Annotated in this window: 19 protein-coding genes and 2 pseudogenes; 9 read left to right on the top strand and 12 right to left on the bottom strand. The window is 61.1% G+C overall.

Features of this window, described 5'->3' with window-relative positions:
- Positions 1–107 precede the first annotated feature (107 nt).
- The 3 genes from AWB74_RS48445 to AWB74_RS30460 are packed head-to-tail and all read right to left on the bottom strand — an operon-like array spanning position 108 to position 1,974.
- Complete coding sequence (locus tag AWB74_RS48445; protein WP_327362664.1) at positions 108–758, bottom strand: oxidoreductase; 651 nt, start codon at positions 756–758, stop codon at positions 108–110.
- Positions 647–1,183 carry an oxidoreductase gene (locus AWB74_RS48440; protein WP_327362662.1) on the bottom strand — a complete coding sequence of 179 codons (537 nt, stop codon included), beginning with the start codon at positions 1,181–1,183 and terminating at the stop codon, positions 647–649. Before AWB74_RS48440 ends, AWB74_RS48445 begins: the two co-directional genes overlap by 112 nt.
- A 23-nt stretch (positions 1,184–1,206) precedes the next feature.
- Positions 1,207–1,974 (bottom strand): SDR family oxidoreductase, encoded by a 768-nt coding sequence (locus AWB74_RS30460; protein ID WP_061150351.1) that lies wholly within the window; start codon positions 1,972–1,974, stop codon positions 1,207–1,209.
- A 103-nt stretch (positions 1,975–2,077) separates the two neighbouring features.
- Here AWB74_RS30460 and AWB74_RS30455 point away from each other — a divergent pair, with 103 nt between their 5' ends.
- From AWB74_RS30455 to AWB74_RS30430, 4 genes are all read left to right on the top strand, one after another.
- Positions 2,078–3,022: a LysR family transcriptional regulator gene (locus AWB74_RS30455; RefSeq protein ID WP_061150350.1), complete on the top strand. Its 945-nt coding sequence runs from the start codon at positions 2,078–2,080 to the stop codon at positions 3,020–3,022.
- Positions 3,023–4,080: 1,058 nt separating this feature from the next.
- Positions 4,081–4,683 carry an NAD(P)H:quinone oxidoreductase gene (wrbA, locus tag AWB74_RS30445; RefSeq protein ID WP_061150349.1) on the top strand — a complete coding sequence of 201 codons (603 nt, stop codon included), beginning with the start codon at positions 4,081–4,083 and terminating at the stop codon, positions 4,681–4,683.
- A gap of 31 nt (positions 4,684–4,714) precedes the next feature.
- On the top strand, positions 4,715–5,128 hold the full coding sequence (locus tag AWB74_RS30440; protein WP_061150348.1) for a DoxX family protein: 414 nt from the start codon (positions 4,715–4,717) through the stop codon (positions 5,126–5,128).
- Positions 5,129–5,743: 615 nt separating this feature from the next.
- Complete coding sequence (locus AWB74_RS30430; RefSeq protein WP_061150346.1) at positions 5,744–6,706, top strand: DUF5996 family protein; 963 nt, start codon at positions 5,744–5,746, stop codon at positions 6,704–6,706.
- Between the two features lie 1,015 nt (positions 6,707–7,721).
- Here AWB74_RS30430 and AWB74_RS30425 read toward each other — a convergent pair.
- From AWB74_RS30425 to AWB74_RS30385, 9 genes are all read right to left on the bottom strand, one after another.
- Complete coding sequence (locus AWB74_RS30425; protein ID WP_061150345.1) at positions 7,722–8,099, bottom strand: BON domain-containing protein; 378 nt, start codon at positions 8,097–8,099, stop codon at positions 7,722–7,724.
- 28 nt (positions 8,100–8,127) lie between these two features.
- Complete coding sequence (locus tag AWB74_RS30420; protein WP_061150344.1) at positions 8,128–9,279, bottom strand: porin; 1,152 nt, start codon at positions 9,277–9,279, stop codon at positions 8,128–8,130.
- Positions 9,280–9,504: 225 nt separating this feature from the next.
- The gene (locus tag AWB74_RS30415) at positions 9,505–9,852 is read right to left on the bottom strand and encodes a Rieske (2Fe-2S) protein (protein WP_061150343.1); all 348 of its coding nucleotides are present in this window, start codon (positions 9,850–9,852) and stop codon (positions 9,505–9,507) included.
- A complete protein-coding gene (locus AWB74_RS30410; protein ID WP_061150342.1) occupies positions 9,849–11,498 on the bottom strand; it encodes a fatty acid--CoA ligase in 1,650 nt (549 codons plus the stop codon). Before AWB74_RS30410 ends, AWB74_RS30415 begins: the two co-directional genes overlap by 4 nt.
- Before the next feature lie 7 nt (positions 11,499–11,505).
- A complete protein-coding gene (locus AWB74_RS30405) occupies positions 11,506–12,354 on the bottom strand; it encodes a TauD/TfdA dioxygenase family protein (protein ID WP_061150372.1) in 849 nt (282 codons plus the stop codon).
- Between the two features lie 25 nt (positions 12,355–12,379).
- Complete coding sequence (locus AWB74_RS30400) at positions 12,380–13,360, bottom strand: quinone oxidoreductase family protein (RefSeq protein ID WP_061150341.1); 981 nt, start codon at positions 13,358–13,360, stop codon at positions 12,380–12,382.
- An 86-nt stretch (positions 13,361–13,446) separates the two neighbouring features.
- Positions 13,447–15,459, bottom strand: coding sequence for an acetoacetate--CoA ligase (locus AWB74_RS30395; RefSeq protein WP_061150340.1), 2,013 nt, complete (start codon positions 15,457–15,459; stop codon positions 13,447–13,449).
- A 53-nt stretch (positions 15,460–15,512) separates the two neighbouring features.
- Positions 15,513–16,853: a spinster family MFS transporter gene (locus tag AWB74_RS30390; RefSeq protein ID WP_061150339.1), complete on the bottom strand. Its 1,341-nt coding sequence runs from the start codon at positions 16,851–16,853 to the stop codon at positions 15,513–15,515.
- Between the two features lie 139 nt (positions 16,854–16,992).
- The gene (locus AWB74_RS30385) at positions 16,993–18,048 is read right to left on the bottom strand and encodes a BKACE family enzyme (protein WP_061150338.1); all 1,056 of its coding nucleotides are present in this window, start codon (positions 18,046–18,048) and stop codon (positions 16,993–16,995) included.
- 193 nt (positions 18,049–18,241) lie between these two features.
- Here AWB74_RS30385 and AWB74_RS30380 point away from each other — a divergent pair, with 193 nt between their 5' ends.
- From AWB74_RS30380 to phaC, 5 genes and pseudogenes are all read left to right on the top strand, one after another.
- Entirely contained in the window at positions 18,242–19,249 is a 1,008-nt protein-coding gene (locus AWB74_RS30380; protein ID WP_061150337.1) for an AraC family transcriptional regulator, read from the top strand.
- 378 nt (positions 19,250–19,627) lie between these two features.
- Positions 19,628–20,377: an electron transfer flavoprotein subunit beta/FixA family protein gene (locus AWB74_RS30375; RefSeq protein ID WP_061150336.1), complete on the top strand. Its 750-nt coding sequence runs from the start codon at positions 19,628–19,630 to the stop codon at positions 20,375–20,377.
- Between the two features lie 2 nt (positions 20,378–20,379).
- Positions 20,380–21,339 carry an electron transfer flavoprotein subunit alpha/FixB family protein gene (locus AWB74_RS30370; RefSeq protein ID WP_061150335.1) on the top strand — a complete coding sequence of 320 codons (960 nt, stop codon included), beginning with the start codon at positions 20,380–20,382 and terminating at the stop codon, positions 21,337–21,339.
- An 83-nt stretch (positions 21,340–21,422) separates the two neighbouring features.
- Positions 21,423–21,894, top strand: a pseudogene (locus AWB74_RS30365) (MaoC family dehydratase).
- Between the two features lie 14 nt (positions 21,895–21,908).
- A pseudogene (phaC, locus tag AWB74_RS30360) lies at positions 21,909–23,649 on the top strand (class I poly(R)-hydroxyalkanoic acid synthase).
- Positions 23,650–23,717 lie beyond the last annotated feature (68 nt).

The following is a 23,717-nucleotide window of genomic DNA, read 5'->3' as shown; positions in this document are numbered from 1 at the left end:
AGTTTGGCTAACGGAGGCCTCGTCCGCCCTCGCTTAATGGCCGTTGTTCGGTAAGCTAATTGCCGCCCGCACTGCCTCAAGCCGCCCAGGAGCGGACCTTCATCTGTTCAGGCAAGAGCGGGGTAGTCGAGATAGCCTTCGGGCCCCTGCGTGAACCACAACACGCCTTTATCGGCCGCCAACGGAGCGCCTGCGCTGAAACGCTGCGGCAAATCTGGATTTGCGATGAACGGTCGGCCGAAGGCGATGGCGTCCGCCTCGTCTCTGGAGATAGCCGCCGCCGCGCGATCGGGACCGTAATCAGAATTCAGGATGGTCACGCCTACGAATGCCTTCCTGATGGCAGGCGCGAAGGGCGGCCGATCGGATGCGCCGAAAGTCCCGTTCATCGGCGGTTCTCGTAGTTCCAGATGCGCGACACCGAGCGCCGATAGTGTCCGCGCCACGGCGACGAACACGGGCCCCGGATCGCTGTAGCGCACACCCTGGTCCGTGCCGTTCGGCGTGAGGCGCACTCCGGTGCGGCCAGCGCCGGCTATCTCGATCACCGCCTGCGTAATTTCCTTCAGCAGCCGGACGCGATTTTCGATGCTGCCGCCGTAGGCATCGTCGCGAAAGTTGGTGCCGTCGCGCAAGAACTCGTCGATCAGATACCCGTTGGCGGCATGCACCTGCACGCCATCGAACCCCGCGCGCATCGCATTTCGCGTCGCGCGGCGAAAATCGTCGAGGAGCGCAGGCACTTCGTCCGTGCGCATGGGTCTGCCCGCGACGTACGGCTGCTTGCCGTATAGGTATGCGCGTGTCCCGGCGCGGTCGTGCCCGACGCTGATAGCGGCTGCACGCCGCCATTGAAGCTGGGATGCACGGTGCGCCCCATGTGCCAGAGCTGCGCGATGATGCGCCCGCCGGCCGCGTGTACCGCGTCGGTGACGCGCAGCCAGCCCGCCACCTGTTCGTCGGACCAGAGGCCGGTCGCGAAGGGCCATCCCAAGCCCTGCTGCGAGATGCCGATCGCCTCGCTGATGATGAGTCCGGCGCTCGCGCGCTGGGCGTAATACTGCGCCATGATCGATGTCGACACGTGATCCCGCGTACCTCGCGCGCGCGTCATCGGCGCCATGAAGATGCGGTTGGGCGCTTCGATATCACCCAGCCGGATAGGGTCGAAAAGCGTGGTCATGTCTTTCTCCGCTGGCTTTGGGGTTACACGAGGCGCGCGCCGCCATCGACGTTGAGCGTGGCTCCGTTCATGAAGCCATTTGTCATCAGGAACACCACGCCGGCGCCGGCTTCGCTGGCGCTGCCGAGACGATGCAGCGGCAGCGTCTTCTCCATGTTTGCGACGACCGCATCGCGCGCGTCGCCGAGCGCCTTGCGCAGGATCGGCGTGTCGATCGGACCGGGCGACAGCGTGTTGACGCGCACAGGCGCGAGTTCGAGCGCGAGGCCGCGCGCGAGCGCTTCCATCGCAGCGGATGCCGCCGCGAGCACTGCGGTGCCGTAGGCGTTCGGACGGTCGGCGAGACTGCCCGAGATGAAGGTGATCGAGCCATCGGCGCTCAAGCGGTCGCCCAGCGCGCGAATGACATGCACGGCGGCCCAGATGCGTTCCTCGAACGCGTTCCGCAGATGCGCGACGTCCGCCTCGCGCACCGTCCCCGCGACGAAGGTGCCGGCCAGCAAGACCAGATGATCCACCTTCGGAATGTCGCTTACCGCCTGATGCAGCGCGTGCGCATCGGTCACGTCGGCTGCACGCCATCCGGCGAAGCCATGTTGCGCGGCGACGTGTTGAGCCGTATCCGCCGATCGGCCTACGACGATGACCTCCGAGCCCGCGCGCTTCGCCTGAAGAGCCGCGTCGAGCCCGATGCCAGACGTTCCGCCGAAGATCAGTGCGGTCTTACCTGCCAATGCGCCGTTGGCGACTTCCTTGGCCTGTGCGTCCTGCGCTTTCGTATTCGCGTTCATGTCCTTCTCCTGTTTGCTTCGCCGGTATGGCGTCGATGGAAGAAGGTTAATTCGCGAAGTCCAGCTTGATAATCAGGCCATAGTTCGCTTTAATGATGCCATCATGGAACAAATCGTCGTCGAAAGGCTGACTGGGCTGATTGCTTTCGCGCGTGCCGCATCGCTTGGCAGCTATACGGCGGCTGCGCGTTCGCTGTCCGTTTCGCCATCGGCAATCAGCAAGAGCATCCAGCGGCTGGAGCAGCATTTCGGACTCAGGCTGTTCAGCCGGACCACGCGCTCGCTGACGCTAACGCCGGAGGGACGAGATCTTCTTGAGCGCACGCAACGCTTATTGCGCGAGGCGGAAGGTATCGAGCAAGGCGTCGCCGCCGCGCGCGCGCAGCCGGCCGGAACGCTCAAAGTAACGGCGCCGTTGCCCGTCGGCGTGAACATCCTTGCGCCCGCGTTGCCCGCATTTTGCCGGCAACATCCGAAAGTGACCGTCGATGTGCGCCTGAGCGATCGATACGTCGATCTGATCGAGGAGGGCGTGGATGTCGCCATTCGCGTCGGCGATCCCGGCGACACGCGGTTGATCGCGCGCCGTCTCGCACCGCATCGGATTTGCGCGTTTGCATCGCCGGAATATCTGCGGGAACGAGGCGTGCCGCAGCATCCCAACGATCTCTTGCAACACGATTGCGTGAACTTCAGATATCAGTCGACGGGCCAGGAGGCCGCGTGGCCATTCGACGTGGGAGGCAAGCTCGTCGAGTTCACGCCTGCGTCGAGCTTAATTATCGACGTCAGCGACGCGATTGCCGCGACGTTGGCGGCCGGCGCCGGTATCGGGATTTCGACGACGTATATCGCGGCGCCATTCGTTCGACGGCACGAACTCGTGCCTGTGCTGCATGAGTTCGCCTACGACAGATTCCATCTGCATGCCGTGTGGCCCGAGAGCCGACGAAGCAATCCGGCGGTGAGAGCGTTTGTCGGATTTTTGCAGGACATCTTTCCGTCTCCCGCGCCCTGGGACGTACTGGTGCAGGCTCACGCTTCCTAGCGCTTGTCGTCGAGGAACACGCGGTCATCGTTTGGATATGCGATCCGTCACACGCTCGTCCCTCGTCGCATGGAATCTTTGCGCCTTGACCGAGCTGCCGAAATTCTCCATCGCAAAGTCGATGAACACACGCGTCTTCCCGGGGTAGAAGCCGCAGCGAAGCGTAGTAAAGGGGAATCATGCCCGCGTCTGAATGCAATTCGGGCAGCAAACGCACGAGCTTGTCGCCGGCCAAATCCGGCAGTACGTTGGGAAGCGCCAGCATCGCGAGACCCAGACCGAGCCTGGCGGCTTGCGCATGGAGGCGGGATCGTTCATCACATGTCGACGATCACCACAAATTGTTACTCGTACGATCTCGGCTATGGTTTTGTGCGCGCAAGCTCCAACCTACTTGAGAGAGACGGAGACCGTGAACGGCCGCTTTAGGAAACCACGGCTGGCCGTTATGGATGGGGGTACGCACTGCCGACTGGCGGCTTCCGGGCAGCGGAATTCCACTGGCCGCTTTCGAGCGATGACTTCAAGGAGCAGACGGACGCAGCCGACCCGTACCTGCCGTTGATGCCCGCGCAGCCGTCATGGCCGCTTACAGATTGTTCCCGACATCCCCGTTGAGTAGGGCCGGCTCAGTAGCCTCACTGGGTAATCGACGCGGTTTCTGCCTCACAGTCGCCGGACAGTGTGTGCTCGGAAAGGGCAGCCGCGTTTCCGCGTCTCTGTCAAGTCTGCAACGACACTCAGTAGAAGGATGCGCTGTTACTCGTCGATCGATCGGCTATATTGTTTTTGGGGCAATATCTCCGTGCCACAGCAATCGCCCGAGAATTAAAAGATGGCAGAGCGTGCTAAGTAACTCGATATTTAACCGGCCATTCAGGCAACGAACAAGCCGAGAGCTTGCCCACCCAGGCAACTGAAGGGGGATTCGGCCGAGGACCCGCGCCGGCGAGCCGAAGTTGCGATAGTAAAGCCGCGATCCGAAACTCAGACAGAAAGTCAACTGACGCGTCTTTGCGAGTGCCGCAGGCTCGCGAAATATCCACCAGGAGCAAAAAATGGCGAAGGTACTGGTTCTGTATTATTCAATGTACGGACACATCGAAACGATGGCCAATGAAGTGGTCGAGGGTGCTCGCTCGGTGTCCGGTACGGAAGTGACGCTCAAGCGGGTGCCTGAAACGATTCCCGATGAACAGGCAAAGGGAATCGGCGTCAAGCTGCACCAGGCTGCGCCAGTCGCGGTCCCCGACGAACTGGCCGACTACGACGCGATTATCTTCGGCACCCCCACCCGCTTCGGCAACATGGCCGGACAGATGCGCACGTTTCTCGACCAAACCGGCGGCCTGTGGATGAAGGGCGCCCTCGTTGGCAAGATCGGCAGCGTATTCGCGTCAACCGGCACCCAGCATGGCGGCCAGGAAACCACGATCACGTCGTTTCACTCCACGCTGCTTCATCAGGGCATGGTGATCGTCGGTGTCCCCTACGCGTGCGCCGGGCTCACGAATATGAACGAGATCACGGGCGGAACGCCGTACGGCGCCACCACGCTCGCCGGAGCTGACGGAAGCCGGCTGCCGTCGCAGAACGAACTCGATATTGCGCGTTATCAGGGAAAGCACGTCGCCGAGCTGGCTGCCAGACTTTTCAAGTGAGATCCTGCCTCAATACAAGGTCAACGCAACTATGCGCTACTTCTCTCTCGAGCAACGCAAGGACGCATTGTTTCTGCTCGCGCGCTTGCTGCTGATGGTTCTGTTCGTCCTTTTCGGATGGCAGAAGCTAGTGGGGTTCTCCGGCACGGTCGCCTATATGGGTTCAGTCGGCGCGCCCGCGCCGACGCTTTCGGCGATCATCGCTGTCGTGATGGAACTCATCGTGGGCATCGCAATCGTCATCGGCTTCTATACCCGCCCACTCGCCTTGCTGCTCGCGCTCTATACGCTAGGCACCGCTTTCATCGGCCATCACTACTGGACCATGACGGGCATGGAGCAGTACGCGAACATGATCAACTTCTACAAAAATCTGAGCATCATAGGAGGGCTCCTGCTTCTCGTCGTCACCGGTCCCGGGCGCTACTCGCTAGACAGGAAGTGACGTGGCGACGCGTCTTTTTCGAAGCCTGATAAGCGGCTAACTCAGGTGAGGAGGTGGATATTCACTGAGGAGATTGCGCTAGTCGATCCGGTTCCGAGTCGTGGCACTTAGTGCTCGCCGCCTTCGCGGGCGAACCTCGGCATCAGCCAACTTGACACCGGCGCCCGCGATGCATAAGCGAGCATTTTCCGAGAGAGTTCCTGCCTCGTTTCCAATGTCTGAGGTAGCTATGCCAGAGTCCTTTAGCACACTCGTCACACTCCTAAAAAGCGCGTGGGCGGTAAGCTTGTTGATCGCTGCGCCCATTGGCGTGTTCGTCGGAATTCTTGTTGGCTTGGCGACGCTGCGCAAATCGAGACTCGAAACCAAGAAGGAGCAAGACGGAGCAACCGACTCGCGGAGTTTTTTGTCAAGGTGGGCCTTGCCGGTAGGAACCAGTCGATTCAGTGGAATCTTTTGGATTGTCGTTATCGTTGTCGCTGTTACGGATGTCGTTGCGACACTCGTATGGGGGATGATTCATGGGCGGTGACTCAAAGGGCACTTCTTGTTTCACCCCGGTCTTGAGGTCTCGGACTCGTACGCCGCCGCTCACCCTTCGTGGAGGACGCTCCAATGCAAAACGCTCAAGGCCCTAAGCCCGCCGCATGGCCCCCTCTCGACTATCGCGCCTGGCGCGACACCGCTGTCACGCTACAGCTTTGGACGCAAATCGTCGGTAAGGTGAGGTTGTCGCTCTCGCCATGGCTCAACCATGGTTGGCATGTGCCGTTATATGTCAACGCGCGCGGCCTCGGCACCTCGGCCATCCATCTTGGCGACGAGTTGCTGGAAATAGACCTCGACTTGTGCGCGCACCGCTTCATCGTGCGCACCTCGAACGGGCCGGAGCGCGGCTTCGCGCTCGAGCCCATGTCGGTGGCGAGCTTCTACCAGCGCAGCATGGCCGAACTAGAAGCAGCCGGCGTGCACGTGGCCATTAACGTGCTGCCCAACGAGGTGGCCGATCCAATTCCTTTTGCCGAGGATGAGTTGCATCATTCCTATGACGCCGTTGCGGTACATACTTTTTGGCGCGCGCTCATCCAGGTTGATAGAGTTTTTCGGACGTTCCGCACGGGCTTTCTTGGCAAGTCCAGTCCTGTCCATTTCTTCTGGGGCAGCTTCGACCTCGCGGTAACGCGTTTTTCTGGACGCCCGGCCCCGGCGCACCCAGGAGGTGTGACCGGTCTGCCCGATGCCATCACGCGCGAGGCATATTCCCACGAGGTCAGCAGCGCCGGGTTCTGGCCCGGCAGCGACGCATATCCAGAGGCTGCCTTCTACTCGTACGCATATCCGGCACCCGAGGGCTTGGCGCAGGCCACGATAGAGCCGCCCGACGCACAGTGGTCGGACGCGTTAGGCGAGTGGCTGCTTCCCTACGATGCGGTGCGCTGCGCCGCCGACCCAGACGCGACCTTGTTGCGCTTCCTCCAAACGACTTACCGCGCCGCAGCGGAGCTTGCGGGATGGGATAGCGATTTGGAATGCGAGATCGGTGCCACGCGCCGACCAAGATGGGTCGAGATGTCATGAGCACATGACAAGTACCGACGGAGCCGCGGCCGGCCAGCGCAATTCGAGGCCCGGTGGGAGGGGTCGGTTCCTGGATTAGTCGATGAAAGCCTGAGCATCATCCCGCGCGTCATAGTCCGCTGGGTGAGTAGAGCCGCCGTCTAGATGACCAAGCTTTGCACCGAACGAACGTCTCTTTATGGGCCGTTAGCCGAGAAGACCGAGACCGAAGCGATGGCCTCAGCATGTCGGGAGCGTAGTTGATCAGTTGATCAGTTGATCCATATAAGGGAAGTTGGGAAGTCGGAATCGTTGGGAAAACTGTATGCTTATGGATCGCTGTGGCACGGTCGGCGGATCGAAGTGTCACCATGGACTGAGGTCATATGCCACCGCGACCCTGATGTCACGCGGCCGTCAGCTGGTCGCGGAGCGGTTGTAGACCTACGCGGCAGTCCGAGAACACAGGCGGCGGTTTTGAAATTGGAAACGCCCAGCCCTATGTTCCCGGCGCGCCGGCCAGTCGGTTCGAGGGCGAACCAGTTGTGCGGTGGCATTCGTGTGGAGGGGCCCGAGAACCTCTAACGCGGGGAAGGCGCAGCGGCGACTTGACGGGCGCTTATCCGTCGCCACGCTGCCCTGCGGTGACTTTGACTTCTGAGCAATTCCGGTTAGGGGCGTCTTGTACCGGCGCGGCTTTGCCTTGCGGCCCAAATATTTTTCTCACAAGATCAGCGACTTTCTGTCTCTTCCCGGAGAGCGCGTTCACCGCCCGTCAAACCGCACATACCACTGCTCGCGGTAGGCGAGGACATCGAGAGCAGCACGAGTCGCCGGCGCGCCGCCTCTCCTTCGAGTTGGATGTGCCGCTGCGTTACGGTTTTCCCCGCCGCCGGTAGCCGACTGGCCGCGGGTCGACGCAGAGATATACACGGAAGCGGTCGCTATCGCTCCGTCGACTTGTGACAGCCGTTCCAAGCAATTGCAAAAGCCTCGCACGGAACCGGACCGGACCCAGAAGAACAGCCGTGCCGACTTACTGTCCGCCGAATGGTTTCTGAACGGTCAGCTTATTGGCCACGGACGTGACGCCGGGAACGCCCCGGGTAATTTCGGCGACTTTGTCGATCTGCGAGGCGTCAACCACCGTGCCGTCGAGCGTGACCGCGCCGCTCTTCGCGACGACGCTGATATCGCCCGCGTTGATGTCCTTACTCTTCGCGATGGCGGCGTAGACCTTCCTGCGCAGCGCCCGATCGGCCCCGCGGATGTTCTTTCCTGTCGTGCTGCCGGAGGCGGCAGCGGCGTTCGAGGCCGCGCCCGCTTCGCTTGCGCCGGGCTGCGCCCAGGCATGCACGGATGCCAGCGCGATCAATACTATGCTAGCGATCCCGAGTGCTCTTGTTGTCGTCATAAAGTGCTCCGTTGTCGTGTACGAAAGATCAGAAGCTGTGGCGGATGCCGATCATGGCCGCGGTGGTCGAACGGTCCTGAGGAACAGGCGCACCGTAGGTGAGCGTTTGGCTCATGTTGCCGTGGTTGTCGACGTAGCCGACCTGTGCATAGGCGAGGGTGCGCTTGGACACGCTATATTCGGCGCCCAAAGCATATTCGGCCGAGTGATTAGCCCCGACGTTCCGGTCATGCAGGTAGTAGAAACCTGATGTGACCTTGAAGACCGGTGTGAACTTGTAGCCCAGGCCTCCTGAGAACATCTCCAGGTTAAATCCCTTGGGCCCGGTGCCGGTTGCGGGATTGCGAGCACGGCTGTAGGACGACGACACGGAAAATGACTCGAAGGTGTATTGCGCGCCCACGTAGTAAAACTGATTGTTGTTCAAGCCCGTCGACGGTGTCGTCACAAGTCCAGCGGCGGTCGTCGTGAACGGGTTGGAGTCGTGTCCGTTGTAGTACACGCCCGCGAGGTTCAGACCGTAGTTCGAATATTGGAGCACGGCCGACTCGCGCGTGCCCCCCTGGAATTGTCCGGGAACGCCGCCGGGCGCGTACTCTAGCGCGAGCGATACACCAAAGAACTTCGGCGAGCGGTAGACAATCGCGTTGTCGTCATACAGCGCACCGACCGAGCCGTTGGTGCTCGTGCCCTGCCAACCCGAGGCCTGGTTCAGACCAAGCCATCCCGTCAAGATACTGCCGAAGTATTGCGCGTTGCGCACGTCGGTGTCGGCCATGGCGTAGATCATCGGCACGATCTGCCGGCCCATATCGAGGGAGCCATACGGGCTCGACACGCCCACAGTCGTCTGTTGAGTGAACATTGAGGTCGCGGTCGGCGTGTCGGCCAAGCCGCTTCTCCCCGTGCCACTGTTGAACGATCCCTGCAGCTTGAAGTTGACCTTGAAGCCGCCGCCAATGTCTTCCGAGCCTTTCAAGCCAAAGATGCTCGAATAGATGCCGCCGTCCTTATATTGGTATACGTGGCCGAGGTTGACCTTGGACTGGAAGTTCGGCGCGTTTGCGCTCTGATACAGCAACCCGGAATCCACGACGCCGTACAGCGTGACTGAGGATTGCGCATGTGCCGAACTGGCGAACACAACAAGCGCCGCGGCGCAACTCCATTTCGTTTTCATATTGTCTCCATGTTTGGTTTTGAAAGTTGTCCGACGGGTCCGGCGCACGTATGGCAAGGTATGTTTATAGGACTACTACTTAGGCGCGTCCGAGGGCGCAAAGCGAACAGGGTGGTCGAGCTGTTCGTCGTTGCAAATGATTGTTGCGCCATCCGGGCCACCCAAGCTTGCGCTCGCAAAAGCGGGGGCTACGTTGCATTACCTCTTCATACTGCGCGGCATGGTTCACTCGTCGCCGGAATCCGTCTGCAACATCAACATGCCCTCGATCTCGTGCACGGGAAACCTGTGCAGGCACAGTCCACCGGCCGTACCTTCGTCCGCCTTCGCGAGGTCAAACTTCAGACCATGGGCGGGACATCGCAATACGGTTCCGTCGATGCAGCCGTTCGCCAACGACGCGCCCTTATGCGGGCACGAATTCTCAATGGCTTGGATCGTTCCTCCGACGTTGAACATGACGACGCTCTTGCCCTTGACGAAGACAAGCTTTCGTTGGCCCGGGGAAAGCTGGGTCGCCAACGCGACCGGCACTAGACGCAGTGTGCTGGCGGAGTGCGATTGGCAGGTCATGCTCGACTTTGCTCTCGCAGCAACTTCTTGTTGATCTTGCCCACGCTGGTTTTCGGGATTTCCCCGACGAAGGCGATGTGATCGGCATCAGGAACCGCGTATTTACTGATTCGCTTGGCATCAACATGCTGCATGAGCCGTTCGCGGATCGCCTCAACGCAAACGCCCATTTCCGCCTCGCGAACGACGAACGCCATGGGCCGTTCTCCCCACTTTTCGTCGCGCACGCCGATCACCGCACATTCCTGTACGCCGGCGACGCCGGTGATCAGGCTCTCGACCTCGATCGATGACACCCATTCGCCACCCGTCTTGATCACGTCCTTGATGCGGTCCACGATCCGGATATACCCGTCGGATGTCACGATTGCGATATCCTGCGTGTGCAGGTAGCCACCGGCCCAAAGCTCTTCGGATGCGTCCGGCTTGCCGACATAGGTCTTGGTGAGAAACGGTGAGCGCAGCACGATTTCACCTTGCTGCTTTCCATCGCGAGCGACGTCCTCCATGTTTTCGTCGACCACTCGGAAGTCGACAAACGGCACCGGGCGGCCCGTTGCACAGCGCATCCGCACTTCGTCCTGTCGGTCCTTCGGTGCGTATCCCGGCGGCAGTTGCGCTAGCGAGACGATGGGGCCGGTCTCCGACATACCATAGGCCGTAAAGACATCCATGCCGCGCTCAAGCGCAGCTTCACACAGCGCGGGCGGCAAGGCGGAGCCCCCAATCATGAGCTTCCAGCCCGTGAGGTCCTGCCCGTGCGCGTCCGCAGCCTGCAGCACCATCTTGAGGATGGTTGGCACGCAGTGGGAGAACGTGACCTTTTCCGACTGGCGCAAAGCGACCAGACGCTCGGGAACATAGCGTCCTGGCAGCACGGTTTTGAGTCCCAGCATGACGGCGATATAAGGCATGCCCCATGCGAGCACGTGAAACATCGGCGTGATCGGCATGTAGACGTCCTCCCGATGCAGCCGCTGGCCTTCGCGGGGGACACACAGGCTCATGGCCGTCCCCATCGCGTGCATGACGATGTCGCGGTGACTGTATGCGACGCCTTTCGGATCGCCGGTCGTGCCCGTCGTGTAAAACGTCGCGGCGCGCGTCCTTTCGTCGAAGTCGGGGAATTCGAAATCCGCCGAAGCGCACGCCATCAGTTCCTCATACTCGCCGGCGAGCGGCAGTGTCGTCGGCCGCATCAGTTCACCGTCGGCAAGCACGACCACCTGGCGCACGAACTTCAAGTCTGCCTCGATCTCCTCCAGCATCGGCACGAACTCCGCATGCACCAGTACGACCTCGGCGCGGGAGTCGTTCAGGGTATAGAGGATTTGTTGGGCCGACAGTCGCACGTTGACGGTGAAAAGCGTCGCACCCATCATCGGGATCGCGAAATAGCTTTCCAGGTAGCGGTGGCTGTCCCAGTCCATCACGGCGACCGTGGAGCCGTTTTGGACGTCCAGGCCGCGTAGCATGGACGCGAGTTGTCCGACGCGCACGCGGAACTGTCGAAAGCTGTAACGCTGTTCACCGCGATAGGTGATTTCCTGATCGCCATGGATGCTCAGCGCATTCAGGAGCAGTTGCTTGACGAGCAGCGGGTAGGTATAAGCCGACGGCGTCGGCGCGATCAGATTGTCTTGCATGGCAGGCTCAGAACGGTTTGCTTCCAACGATTCCTGCGCGCTCCATCTTGCGGAGGCAGGGCGGATAGTCCATGACGGCGTAGTGCTGCGTCGCGCTGTTGTCCCAGATGGCGACGCTGTTTGGCTTCCACCGCCAACGCACCTGGTATTCCGGGATGTAGGCCTGGCTGATCAGATAGCGCAGGAGCTCAGAAGCCCCCGGGTTTGCGTCCTGGCCGTAGCGTACGCGCTCGGGCGTGTGATAGTTCGTGAAGTGGGTGGTGAAGACGTTCACATAGAGAATCTTCTCGCCGGTCTCGGGATGCGTGCGCACCACCGGGTGCTCTGCGTCCGGATATTGTTCCCTGAGTGCGTGACGCCGCTCGATCGGCATGACCGATCCGAACGTTGCTTCGATGCTATGGCGGGCGAGCAGACCAGCGATTTCATCTTTCACGCGCGGTGGGAGCTTCTCGTACGCGAGAACCATGTTGGCCCACATGGTGTCTCCCCCGACCGGTGGGCACTCGATGCATCGCAGTACTGCCCCGAACTGCGGCGCCACGCGCCAGGTCGCATCCGAATGCCAAGCGTTTTCATAGCGGTCATTCGGCTGCTCCGGCGTGCGGTAGATCCGCACGAGACCCGGATGCTCGGGGTCGCTTCCTGCTACCGGATGGTCCTCGAGATCGCCGAAGCGACGGGCGAACGCGACGTGCTCGGTGCGGCTGATTTCCTGGTCGCGCACGAACAGGACGCGATGCTTCAGCAGCGCCGCGCGGATCTCGGCAAAAAGGCCTTCGTCGTGAACGGCGTCGGCTAGGTTCACGCCAGTCAGTTCGGCGCCAAGGGCGTAAGTCAGTTGCTCGATACGCATGATGATGTCCTTCAAGCAACGATGTTTAGATCACAAAAACCGACGAGCCGGTCGTCTTGCGCGACTCCAGATCGCGATGGGCGTTCGCGGCGTCTTCCAGTGCATAACGCTGGTTGATCTCGATGCGGATGCGGCCCGATGCCACGTGGCTAAACAGCTCGCCGGCGAGGTCCGCCTTCTCCGCGGGATCGGCGATGTAGTCGGCCAGCGCCGGACGGGTCAGGTAGGCTGAGCCCTTGAGGGCAAGGATGTGCGGACTGAACGGCGGGATCGGACCCGACGCGGTGCCGACGCACACGACCAGGCCCCGGCGCTTGACTGAGTCGAGCGAAGCGTCGAAGGTGTCCTTGCCGACGCTATCGATCACCACGTTGACGCCGACGCCATCGGTCAACTCGCGCACTCGCGCGGCGACATTCTCATGGCTGTAGTTAATGATGTGATCGCAGCCATGAGCACGTGCCACTTCGGCCTTCGCTTCGCTGGAAACCGTGCCGATGACCTTCAGCCCGAGCAGCTTCGCCCACTGCGACACGATCAGCCCGACGCCGCCCGCAGCGGCGTGCAGCAGAATAGTGTCGCCTTCCTTAAAGGCGTAAATACGGCGCATCAGGTACGCCGAGGTGAGGCCACGCATCGTCATGGCAGCGGCCGTATCACAGGCGATCCCATCGGGCAGCCTGATGAGCGGAGCGGCGGTGATGAGCCGCTCCGTGCAATACGCGCCGAGCGTGTTTGCCGCGCCGGTATAGGTCACACGATCGCCGACCGCCACGTTGGTCACCCCCGGCCCCACTGCTTCCACTACGCCGGCGGCCTCAGTGCCAATGCCCGAGGGCAGCGGAGCCGGATACAGGCCGGTGCGAAAGTAGATGTCTGCAAAGTTGAGGCCAACCGCCTCGTGGCGCAGCCTGACCTGATCCGGCCCGGGTTCGCCGACCGCGACGTCCTCATAACGCAAGACCTCGGGGCCTCCCGTTTCATAAAATCGAACAATCTTTGCCATGCCTTGTCTCCTTCATTCACTGTCTGAGTAGGGGCGCGTCTGCCGTGTGCCGGATCGGCACTTCATAGCGGACGCGCGAACGTTAATTACCGAGCCACCGCGGTGCGATCGGCGGCGAACTGGGCGAACCAACTAAGGCTTTCAGGATTCGCCATGGTGTCTGGATTGGCTACTTGCGCCAGCGGCTCGCCGAGCAGCAGCTTCTTGATGGGCAGTTCCATCTTCTTTCCAGACAACGTGCGTGGAATCGCGGAAACCTGGAACACTTCATTCGGCACGTGTCGGGCGGAGAGCGCAACCTTGATGCGCTGGCGAATGCTTGCAGTGAGCGCAAGCGTCAGCTCGGCACCCGGGCGCAACACGACGAACAACGGCATGTAGGACTCACGGCCCAGGTATTCGAGGTCCACAACCATGCTGTCCAGTACCTCGGGCAAGTCCTCGACGGCTCGGTACAACTCACTGGTTCCCATGCGGATGCCATGGCGATTGATCGTGGCGTCCGAGCGGCCATAAATGATGGCGCCGCCTCGCGGGGTGATGCGCACCCAGTCTCCATGCCGCCAGACATCTGGATACATGTCGAAGTAGCTGTCGCGGTAGCGCGCGTTGTCCTTGTCGTTCCAGAAGCAGAGTGGCATCGACGGCATAGGTGCCGTGCAGACCAACTCACCGACCTCGTCTACCACTGCGTTCCCCGCGTCGTCGAAGGCCTCGACCCGCGCGCCCAGGCAGCGGCACTGCATTTCGCCCAGGTAGACGGGCAGCGTGGGCACGCCTGCTACAAAGCAACCGGCGAAGTCGGTGCCACCTGAGAGTGCATTGATCCAGATCGGGCCGACGCGATCGAGAATCCAGCGGTAACCTTCTGGCGACAGCGGAGAACCGGTCGAGCCGATCGCCCGTAGTTGCGGCAGGTCGGACACGCCGCGGGGCTTGATGGCGGACTTTTCGCAGGCCTGGAAATACGCCGCGCCCGCGCCGAAGAAGCTCACACCCGCGTCACCGATGAATCGCCAGAGCGCATTCATGTCGGGATAGCCGGGATTGCCGTCGAACAGGCATACCGTCGCGCCTGCGAGCAATCCACCGACTTGCAGGTTCCACATGATCCAGCCGGTACTGGCCTGCCAGAAGAAGCGGTCACCCGGATGCAGATCGAGATGGAGCGTGGTGAGCTTGACATGCTCGAGCACGATGCCGCCCTGCGAGTGAACAATGGGCTTCGGCAGGCCGGTCGTACCAGAGGAGTAGACAATCCACAGCGGATGTTCGAACGGCACATGCTCCACCTCGAGCGGCAGCGCGTTATCCGAAATGGATTCAGCCCACATCACGGCGTTGGATAGTCCGTGGCAATCGTCCTGGCCACGCAACGTCGGAACGACGACGACATGCTCGACGCTCGGCAACTGCTCGAGCAGCGTGCACAGTACCGGTAGACGATCGAACTCCTTGCCGCCATACCGGTAGCCGTCGACTGCGATCATGACCTTGGGTTCGATCTGGCGGAAGCGATCCAGCACCGCCAGGTCGCCCATGTCGGGCGCACAGGCCGACCAGATGGCGCCGATGCTTGCCGCGGCGAGAAACGCCACGATCGCGTGCGGGGTGTTGGACAGGTAAGCAGCAACTCTGTCGCCCCGAACCACACCCATGCCGCGCAGCGAGGCGGCCAGGCCCGCAACCTGACGTTCGAGTTCCGCCCAACTCATTTCTCCCGCCTCTCCCGCCTCGTTGCGGAAGACAATGGCCGGGCGTCCTGCCGCCGAGTGTCGAAACACCTGTTCGACGTAGTTCATCTGCACGCCCGGGAACCACGTAGCGCCCGGCATGCTGGCCTCAGCCAGTGCGACCTGGGGCTTCTGGACCGACGGGATGCCCGCCCATTGCCACAGCGCAAGCCAGAAAGCGTCGATCTCGTTGACTGACCACTGCCACAAGGCGTCGTAGTTTGCGAATGACAGGCCGCGCTCTTTTTCGAGCCATTGCATGAATTGCGTGACGCGGGCGTGGTCGATGATGTCTGAAGACGGTGACCAGGCAGGCAACGTCGGCAGTGTATCGGCGCTCAGGGTCGGACTATTGGAAATGCTCATTGCTCGGGTACCGATAAGAGGGTGTTTGCTGTCAAGGCGCATTGCTGCGCGGCTCAGGCCGATACCGTCATCGGTGATCCCGGCGAGGTCGCGGCATCTAGGCGGATATGCTCCACCTTCGCCAGTTCAGACTCATAGGTGCGCATGGCGAGCAAAAAACACAGCGCCGAGAGCAAACCGAAAGCGGGCACAACTGCGAGCGCTGCCTGCAGGCCGAAAGCGTCTGACAGCAGGCCGCCAACGAAGGGACCGACAGCAAGGCCGAACAGATTCTGGAACAGCGCCAGAATGGCGGCTCCGGTGGAACGGACACCCGGATGAATCACGTTGAGCACCACGGTGGCGGTAGGCGCCACCGTGCACATCATCAGGAAACCACCCAGCGCGATCAGCAGGAACTGCAGGTTCGCGGGCATGGTGCCGCCAAAGGCCGTCACAAAGACCAGCAGCGTTGCCGTGCACAGAATGGCCATCATCACGAGTTTGTTGCGCGGCCGGCGTACGGCAACAGCATCCGCCGCCACACCCCAGATAACCGAACCCACGGCACCGCACAGCACGATCACCGCGGCCAGCATCCCTGCGTGCTCCGGAGCGGCGCCGTGGTAACGGTGAAAGTAGCTGGGAAGCCACGACCAGATCATCGACACGACGACGAGTTGAAGCGCGGCGCCGAGGCAGGTCCACCATACGGCGGGCGAGCCAGCCAGCGTCGAGACGATCTGCCGCGCAAAGCTCTGCACAGAGTGCCGTGTCTTGTCCATGCGGGGGGCGAGTTCCACCGTCTTATAGTCCGGCACGAGCAGGTACAGAAACGCGAGGACGAGGCCCGGGACGCCGACGACACCGAATGCCGCTTTCCAGCCCCAATGCGACGCGACAACACCACCCAACATCACGCCCAGCACGGAACCGAGCGAGGCCGCCGCGAAAAAGGCGCCCAGCAGCGTGGTGCGCAGCCGCTTCGGAAACAGGCTGGCAATCAGGGCGCCGCCCACCGAGCCGTAGCCCGTCTCGCCAAGACCAACGATGGCGCGTGCTGCGAAGAGCTGTCCGAAACTGCGCGCGAACATGCAGGAGATTGTCGCCAGGCTCCACACCGTTGCCATTACGAAGATGCTTTTGACCCGGCTGAAGCGGTCAGCCATCAGCGCGACAGGAAGGCCGCCCGCGGCCACGACGATGGAGATGATTGACACCAGGCTGCCCAGTTGCATGTCCGACAGACCCCAGGCGGTTTTCAAGTGCGGAAACAGCGACACGATGACCTGACGGTCGATGTAGTCGAACAACATGAGCGCGAAAGTCATTGCGAAGGCGAACCACGCCTGACGCCGACTGACGAGGTAGCCGTCGCGCTCGTCCGAGCGCGGCGCAGCGGAATGCAAGTCCATCATTGATGTCTCCGAGCCGAGGCTCTTTCATGGAGAACCTCTTTCTATTTAGCGGCCTCCTGGAGAGACCGGGAAATCGCTGCTTCGCAAGGGCTGCGAAGCAACGACGTAGCCAGGCGGCGAACGTACGATCTTGTACTCAAGCAGCGCGCAGCGGAACACCTCGGGCGCCGGGCTGGCGGTTCGGTGCCATGCCGTTCGCTGCCAGCGTCTCGTCAACGCCGTCGTACCAGGTACCGATGCGGTAGATCTCGCGGGCTTCCTTGCCGGTGGCGATTTCACGGCCGAGCTCATGGGCGACACGCACGCACTGCCGGATCTGCTGCACGGACGTCATGCGATTGCCGTGCTGATCGGTGAGGGTGTCTTCAGTGCCGACGCGCGGATGGAACCCCATTGCCATGGACATCATGTTGAGCGGCAGCACGTTATGTAAAAGAGACTCTGAGGTGACGCAGACGCCATCGGCTGCGCGCTGCAGGAGATACATGAAGTTGTAGGGATTGGGGCCGTCGGCGCCGCCGGCGATGCCAATCCAGGTCAGGTTGACCGGGCCTTTGTAGATGCCGCGGCGGATCATGCGTTCGATCGTGTCGTAGGAGTGCACGCCCGCGAGTTGGAAGTGCGGCTGGATACCCGCAGCCTGCAGGCGTCGCAGATGCTCTTCAACCCAGCCCGGACCTGCGGGGACAGTCATCTCGCGATAGGCTTGCTGCAATACCGGTTCAGCGAGCGAGGTACCCGCCACGGCCTCCGGCGTCATCAACTCCATGATGTTCATCTGCGTGGTGTTGATCGCGATCGTTACCTGGTCAGGCTTCGGGTCCAGCTCGGCAAGCATATGGCGCGTGTCATCGGACAGCCACGTCGCGGCCTGGCCTTCATCTTCCGGCGCGAAGGAGATGGAGCCGCCGACCTGGATGATCATGTCGGGCACCGCCTTGCGCACGCCGGCGATCAATTCGTTGAACTTGGACAAGCGCTTCGATCCCTTGCCGTCGAGTTCGCGCACGTGCAGGTGCAGCACTCTCGCTCCGGCTTCATAGCAATCGACGGCCTTTTGAATCTGCTCGTCCATCGTGACCGCAATGTCCTCCGGGAAGTCGGACGGCATCCACTCGGGGGCGTAGGGGGCGACGGTGATAACAACCTTCTGCTGGTTTTGGGGATGAAGCGAGTCGTCGAGAAATTGCATGGAAAGGGCTCCTGGGTGTTGAGCACCGATGCCGGCGTGCCGTTCGGTGTATGGCTACACTGTAGGCCGGCCTTGCGATAGACTTTTTCGTTACGGCGCCAATCATTTTCGTTTTGGTGCCACTAGGTGGAAGTACCAATCGCGCGCTCAAACGGCCGTGCAGTGCGGGCTGCCGCGTCGAGGAGATCGAAAAATGGCAGAGCCGATGGTCCGTGCGAGGGCGTTAAGCGGCTACCTGCAGGTCGCGCGGCGGCACGGGCTGATGCCCCTGGAACTGCTGAGGCAGGTGGGGCTCGATGCCGTCGTCCTGCCCAATCTGGAACAACGCATTCCCATTACAGCGGTTTGCCAGCTGCTGGAAAGTGCCGCCTCGAGTGCGAAGTGCCCGACCTTTGGGCTAGAGATGGCCGACACGCGCCAACCACTTGATTTCGGCATGCTCGAGCTGATGCTTTCGCACAAGCGCACCCTGCGCGAGGTCCTACTGGCGGCGATTCAGTATCGCCATCTGCTTAACGAGGCGCTGGCTATTCATGTGGAAGCAGGCGGGAGCACGGTCGTGATCCGCGAAGAGATCATTGCCGAGCAGGGGATTACGACGCACCAGGCCACTGAACTCGCCATGGGCGTGCTGGCCCGCAGTTGTGTCGCCGTCCTCGGGGAACACTGGCAGCCAAGGGGCGTCTACTTCTCCCATCCTGCGCCGGCGAGCATCAGTTATCACCGGCGTTTTTTCGGATGCCCGATCACGTTCAACAGCGACTTCAACGGCATTGTCTGCGCCGCTGAGGATCTCGATCGCCCGAATCCGAACGCGGATCTGGAACTCGTGAGGTATGCGGAGAGCCTTGCTAACCCTCTTAATGTTTCAGGGCCAAACTCGATTGTGCTGGATGTGCGCAAGACCATCTACCTGCTGCTGCCCATCGACCAGGCTGCTGTCGATCAAGTTGCAAACCACCTTCACCTGAGCGTACGCACCATGCAGCGCCAGCTCGGAACGGCAGGTACCAATTTCTCCGATCTCGTCGAGGAAGTTCGCCGGGAACTCGCAGCGCGCTATCTAAGCAATCGCCGTTACCCGATCGGGCAGGTGGCAATGCTGCTCGGTTATCCCAGACAGTCCACCTTCACGCAATGGTTCACGGCGCGGTTTGGCACATCACCTCGCGCATGGCGGAATAAGCAGTTAGAGAAATGACAAGTGCAGGCGGTTTGCGCGCTGCGGGTGTGCCGACCGCCTCCAACACCTCGAAAGCGAGACTCTTCGAGTCAACGGTTCACGTCCGCCCCTGCGGCCTTTTCTCCAATACGGTTGGCTCTGCAGATGACTTTCTGATATCCAGCGTGACGTCCACCGACACTCCGTCGTCCCGCGCGTCGGTGACGCTGTTGGCAAGATTTATCAATAGATCGTCAAACTTGGATAGTCGATTCTGTCGTCTGCTCCGATAGCATGTCCTCAATCGTTGCTCACGTTGCTGTTCGCAATCCGGCAGGGTGGAATCTGGCTTTGAGGTCGGGCCGCGAGGGCACGAAGTACACCATTGCTATGACTGTTTCCGAGTAGGAGATTTTTGTGAGAGTTCTTGTCGCCGTAAAGCGAGTGATTGATTACAACGTGAAGGTCCGTGTGAAGTCGGACAACACGGGAGTCGATATCGCCAACGTGAAGATGTCGATGAATCCGTTCGACGAGATTGCCGTGGAAGAGGCGATGCGTCTGAAGGAAACGGGTGTTGTGACGGAGGTGGTTGCGGTTTCTTGCGGTGTCGCGCTATGTCAGGAGACGTTGCGCACGGCGCTGGCCATTGGTGCGGATCGCGCGATTCTCGTCGAATCCGTGGATGAATTGCAGCCGCTGGCGATCGCGAAGCTTTTGAAGGCGCTGGTTGATCAGGAAAAGCCCGATCTCGTGATTCTCGGCAAGCAGGCCATCGATGACGACTCGAATCAGACCGGTCAGATGCTTGCCGCGTTGGCGGGTTTGCCGCAGGCGACGTTCGCGTCGAAGGTCGTGATCGCCGATGGCAAGGCAACTGTGTCGCGCGAAGTCGATGGCGGCTCGGAAACGCTCTCGCTGAAGCTCCCGGCAGTCGTGACGACCGACCTGCGCCTGAACGAGCCGCGCTACGTGACGCTGCCGAACATCATGAAGGCGAAGAAGAAGCCGCTGACGACCGTGAAGCCGGCCGATCTAGGCGTCGATGTCGCGCCGCGTCTGAAGACGCTGAAAGTCAGCGAGCCGCCGAAGCGCAGCGCCGGCATCACCGTGCCGGACGTGAAGACGCTGGTGGAAAAACTGAAAACCGAAGCGAAGGTGATCTGAACATGGCTATTCTTGTAATCGCAGAACACGATAACGCGTCGATCAAGGCAGCGACGCTCAATACGGTTGCAGCGGCGGCTGAGGTCGGAAAATTCGTTGGCGGCGACATTCACGTGCTAGTGGCAGGTTCGAACGCGCAAGGCGCGGCGGATGCAGCGGCGAAGATCGCGGGCGTGGCCAAAGTGCTGCTCGCCGATGCGCCCCAACTCGCCGATGGCCTCGCGGAAAACGTCGAAGCTACGGTGCTGGCGCTTGTGCAAGACCCGGCGAAGGATTATTCGCACATTCTGGCGCCGGCGACGGCTTACGGCAAAAACATCGCGCCGCGCATCGCCGCGCATCTCGACGTCGCGCAGATCAGCGACATCACCGCCGTCGATAGCGCCGACACGTTCGAGCGCCCGATCTACGCGGGCAACGCAATCGCGATCGTGCAGTCGATCGATCCGATCAAGGTCATCACGGTGCGTGCGACGGGTTTCGATCCGGTCGCGGTGGAAGGCGGCAACGCAGCGGTCGAAAAGATCGAAGCCGCGGCGGACGCAGGCATTTCGCGGTTCGTGAGCCGCGAAGTCACGAAGCTCGATCGTCCGGAGCTGACGAGCGCGCACATCATCGTGTCGGGTGGCCGTGGCTTGGGCAGCGGCGAGAACTACACGAAGACGCTGGAGCCGCTGGCGGACAAGCTCGGTGCGGCGCTGGGCGCATCGCGCGCGGCAGTCGATGCGGGCTATGTCCCGAACGATTTCCAGGTCGGTCAAACCGGCAAGATCGTCGCGCCGCAACTCTATGTGGCCGTCGGCATCTCCGGCGCGATTCAGCACCTCGCTGGCATGAAGGACTCGAAGGTCATCGTCGCAATCAACAAGGATCCGGAAGCACCGATCTTCAGCGTCGCTGACTACGGCGTCGTTGGCGATCTGTTCGCCGTTGTACCGGAATTTGAGCAAGCACTGGGCTAACCCAACCAGCGGTTGGCGCGAGTTCCACAATCTACCGCGGATAACGAAGCAACACGACGCCGCCCCAAGCAACTGAAATCATCATGAATGAACTTAACGGATTCGATTTTGAAGACTTGCGACTCGGCATGAGCGCCAATTTCGCAAAGACCATCACTGAAGCGGACATCCTGCTGTTCGCTGGCGCGTCAGGAGACATCAACGCAGTCCACATCAATGAGCAGTTCGCGCAGACGACGCCCTTCAAAGGTCGCATCGCTCACGGAATGTTGACCGCGAGCATCATCTCCGCGGACGATCGCAGGTCGGCTGCCTGGACCGGGCACCATCTACCTCGGTCAAAACCTGCGCTTCAAGGCGCCTGTCCGACCTGGCGATACCGTGCAAGCGGAAGTGACTGTCAAGGAACTGATTCACGACAAGCGCCGCGTGGTGCTGTCTACCGTTTGCACGGTCGGCGGCAAGGTCGTGATCGAAGGCGACGCGATCGTCATGCCGACTTCGTGCGACGATCGCCCCAAGGCATGCGCGGTCTCCGCTGCCAGCAACGGGTAACAGCGAGGAGTGCAATGAGAATGCCATTCAGTATGCCGCATGAGTTCGCGATGGGATGGGCCCGGGCCGGACTTGATTTTTGGCGCGCTTCGCCCGCAATGAACCGTTTTGGAACGACGATGCTTGCCCCTAACGATCGGGGCAGCATCCCCGGGTCGTCCGGCGCGCAAAGCATCCTGATGCGGGCCGGCACCCAGTACGTGCAACAGCAAACGGAACTTTGGAGCAGCGCCATCGAAGGGATGATTGGCGCTCGGCCGGGATTGAAGTCGGTGGCCGAGCCCGAGCACGGCGATCGGAGATTTCATGGCGAGGAGTGGTCCGACAACGGCTGGTATAGCCTATTGAAACAGAGCTATTTGCTCAACGCCCGGATGCTCGGAGATCTCGTCGAGGGAAGCGCGCTCAATGACAAGGACAAGCAAAAACTGCGCTTTTTCATGCGTCAGTTTCTCGACCTTGCCAGCCCAGCGAATTTCGCAGCGACCAATCCGGAGGCCATCCGCGAAGCGGTTGAATCGAGGGGATTGAGTCTGCTCGCAGGCCTTACGCATCTGCTCGAAGATCTGAAGGATGGCGCCATCTCGATCACCGACCAAAGCGCATTCGAAGTAGGCCGCAGCGTCGCCACATCAAGCGGCGCCGTGGTCTATGAGAATGAACTGTTCCAACTGATCCAGTACGCGCCGTTGACGCCCGAGGTCGCACGGCGTCCGCTGGTGATCGTTCCTCCGTGTATCAACAAGCTCTACATCCTGGACCTCCAGCCCGAGAATTCCTTTGTGCGCTTCGCAAGCGAGCAGGGGCTTACAGTGTTTATCGTGTCATGGCGCAATGCCCAACAGGACCTGGCGCACACCGACTGGGACGCATACCTTGAGCACGGTGATGAAGACGATCGAGGTCGCTCGTACCATCATTAACGCCGACAAGGTCAATGCCTTGGGATGGTGTGTCGGCGGGACCATGCTTTCGTCGGCGCTTGCGGTCATGCGGGCGAACGGTGAAGATCCCGTGGCGAGCCTGACGCTGTTGACGGCGCTGCTCGACTTCAGCGAACCGGGCGATCTGGGTGTGTTTATCGACGAACTCGGCGTTTCGATGCGAGAACAGACCATCGGTCGCGGCGGCCTTTACCCTGGGCGAGAGCTCGGCTTCGTGTTCCAGGCGTTGCGTGCCAACGATCTGATCTGGCCGTACGTCGTCAATAACTACCTGAAAGGCAAAACCGCGGCCGCTTTCGATCTGCTGTACTGGAACTCGGACACGACCAACCTGCCCGGGCCGATGTATAGCTTCTACCTGCGCAACATGTATCTCGAGAACAACCTGTGCGTGCCAAACAAGCTTGAGCTTTGTGGCAAGGCCGTTGATCTTGGAAAGGTCGATATGCCAAGCTATTTGCTGGCAACGGAAGAAGACCACATCGTGCCGTGGCGATCCGCCTACCAATCCACGCAATTGTTGGGCGGCGAAACGGAGTTTGTGCTGGGGGCAAGTGGCCATATCGCGGGTGTGATCAATCCGGCCGCAAAGAGCAAACGCAGCTACTGGACGAACGATGCGTGCGGCGAGACCGCGGACGAATGGTTCGCGACCGCTGCCCAGCAGCGCGGCAGTTGGTGGAATCACTGGATCGCCTGGGTCAAGCGGCACTCGGGTGAACAAGTAGAGGCGCGCACGACGTTGGGCAATACCCAGTTCAGAGCGATCGAATCCGCACCGGGGCGGTATGTGAAAGCGCGGTTCCAATGATTCTGGAGGGACGCGAGGGTCCCATGCTTGACCCGTGCATGGCATGGCGGGACGCTTCCCGTCGCCGT

The sequence above is a fragment of the Caballeronia arvi genome (assembly GCF_001544695.2).
Lineage (GTDB): Bacteria > Pseudomonadota > Gammaproteobacteria > Burkholderiales > Burkholderiaceae > Caballeronia > Caballeronia arvi.
Note: the sequence above shows the minus strand (reverse complement) of the source record. Positions and strands in the feature narration are given on the sequence as shown.

Coding starts and splice junctions, on each gene's coding strand:
- AWB74_RS30430 (WP_061150346.1), top strand. CDS start 5,744: ATGCAAAACGCTCAAGGCCCTAAGCCCGCCGCATGGCCCCCTCTCGAC.
- AWB74_RS30385 (WP_061150338.1), bottom strand. CDS start 18,048: ATGCAATTTCTCGACGACTCGCTTCATCCCCAAAACCAGCAGAAGGTT.
- AWB74_RS30420 (WP_061150344.1), bottom strand. CDS start 9,279: ATGAAAACGAAATGGAGTTGCGCCGCGGCGCTTGTTGTGTTCGCCAGT.
- AWB74_RS30425 (WP_061150345.1), bottom strand. CDS start 8,099: ATGACGACAACAAGAGCACTCGGGATCGCTAGCATAGTATTGATCGCG.
- AWB74_RS30370 (WP_061150335.1), top strand. CDS start 20,380: ATGGCTATTCTTGTAATCGCAGAACACGATAACGCGTCGATCAAGGCA.
- AWB74_RS48445 (WP_327362664.1), bottom strand. CDS start 758: ATGCGCACGGACGAAGTGCCTGCGCTCCTCGACGATTTTCGCCGCGCG.
- AWB74_RS30405 (WP_061150372.1), bottom strand. CDS start 12,354: ATGCGTATCGAGCAACTGACTTACGCCCTTGGCGCCGAACTGACTGGC.
- AWB74_RS30380 (WP_061150337.1), top strand. CDS start 18,242: ATGGCAGAGCCGATGGTCCGTGCGAGGGCGTTAAGCGGCTACCTGCAG.
- AWB74_RS30395 (WP_061150340.1), bottom strand. CDS start 15,459: ATGAGCATTTCCAATAGTCCGACCCTGAGCGCCGATACACTGCCGACG.
- AWB74_RS30400 (WP_061150341.1), bottom strand. CDS start 13,360: ATGGCAAAGATTGTTCGATTTTATGAAACGGGAGGCCCCGAGGTCTTG.
- AWB74_RS30440 (WP_061150348.1), top strand. CDS start 4,715: ATGCGCTACTTCTCTCTCGAGCAACGCAAGGACGCATTGTTTCTGCTC.
- AWB74_RS30410 (WP_061150342.1), bottom strand. CDS start 11,498: ATGCAAGACAATCTGATCGCGCCGACGCCGTCGGCTTATACCTACCCG.
- AWB74_RS30415 (WP_061150343.1), bottom strand. CDS start 9,852: ATGACCTGCCAATCGCACTCCGCCAGCACACTGCGTCTAGTGCCGGTC.
- AWB74_RS30455 (WP_061150350.1), top strand. CDS start 2,078: ATGGAACAAATCGTCGTCGAAAGGCTGACTGGGCTGATTGCTTTCGCG.
- wrbA (WP_061150349.1), top strand. CDS start 4,081: ATGGCGAAGGTACTGGTTCTGTATTATTCAATGTACGGACACATCGAA.
- AWB74_RS48440 (WP_327362662.1), bottom strand. CDS start 1,183: ATGACCACGCTTTTCGACCCTATCCGGCTGGGTGATATCGAAGCGCCC.
- AWB74_RS30460 (WP_061150351.1), bottom strand. CDS start 1,974: ATGAACGCGAATACGAAAGCGCAGGACGCACAGGCCAAGGAAGTCGCC.
- AWB74_RS30390 (WP_061150339.1), bottom strand. CDS start 16,853: ATGGACTTGCATTCCGCTGCGCCGCGCTCGGACGAGCGCGACGGCTAC.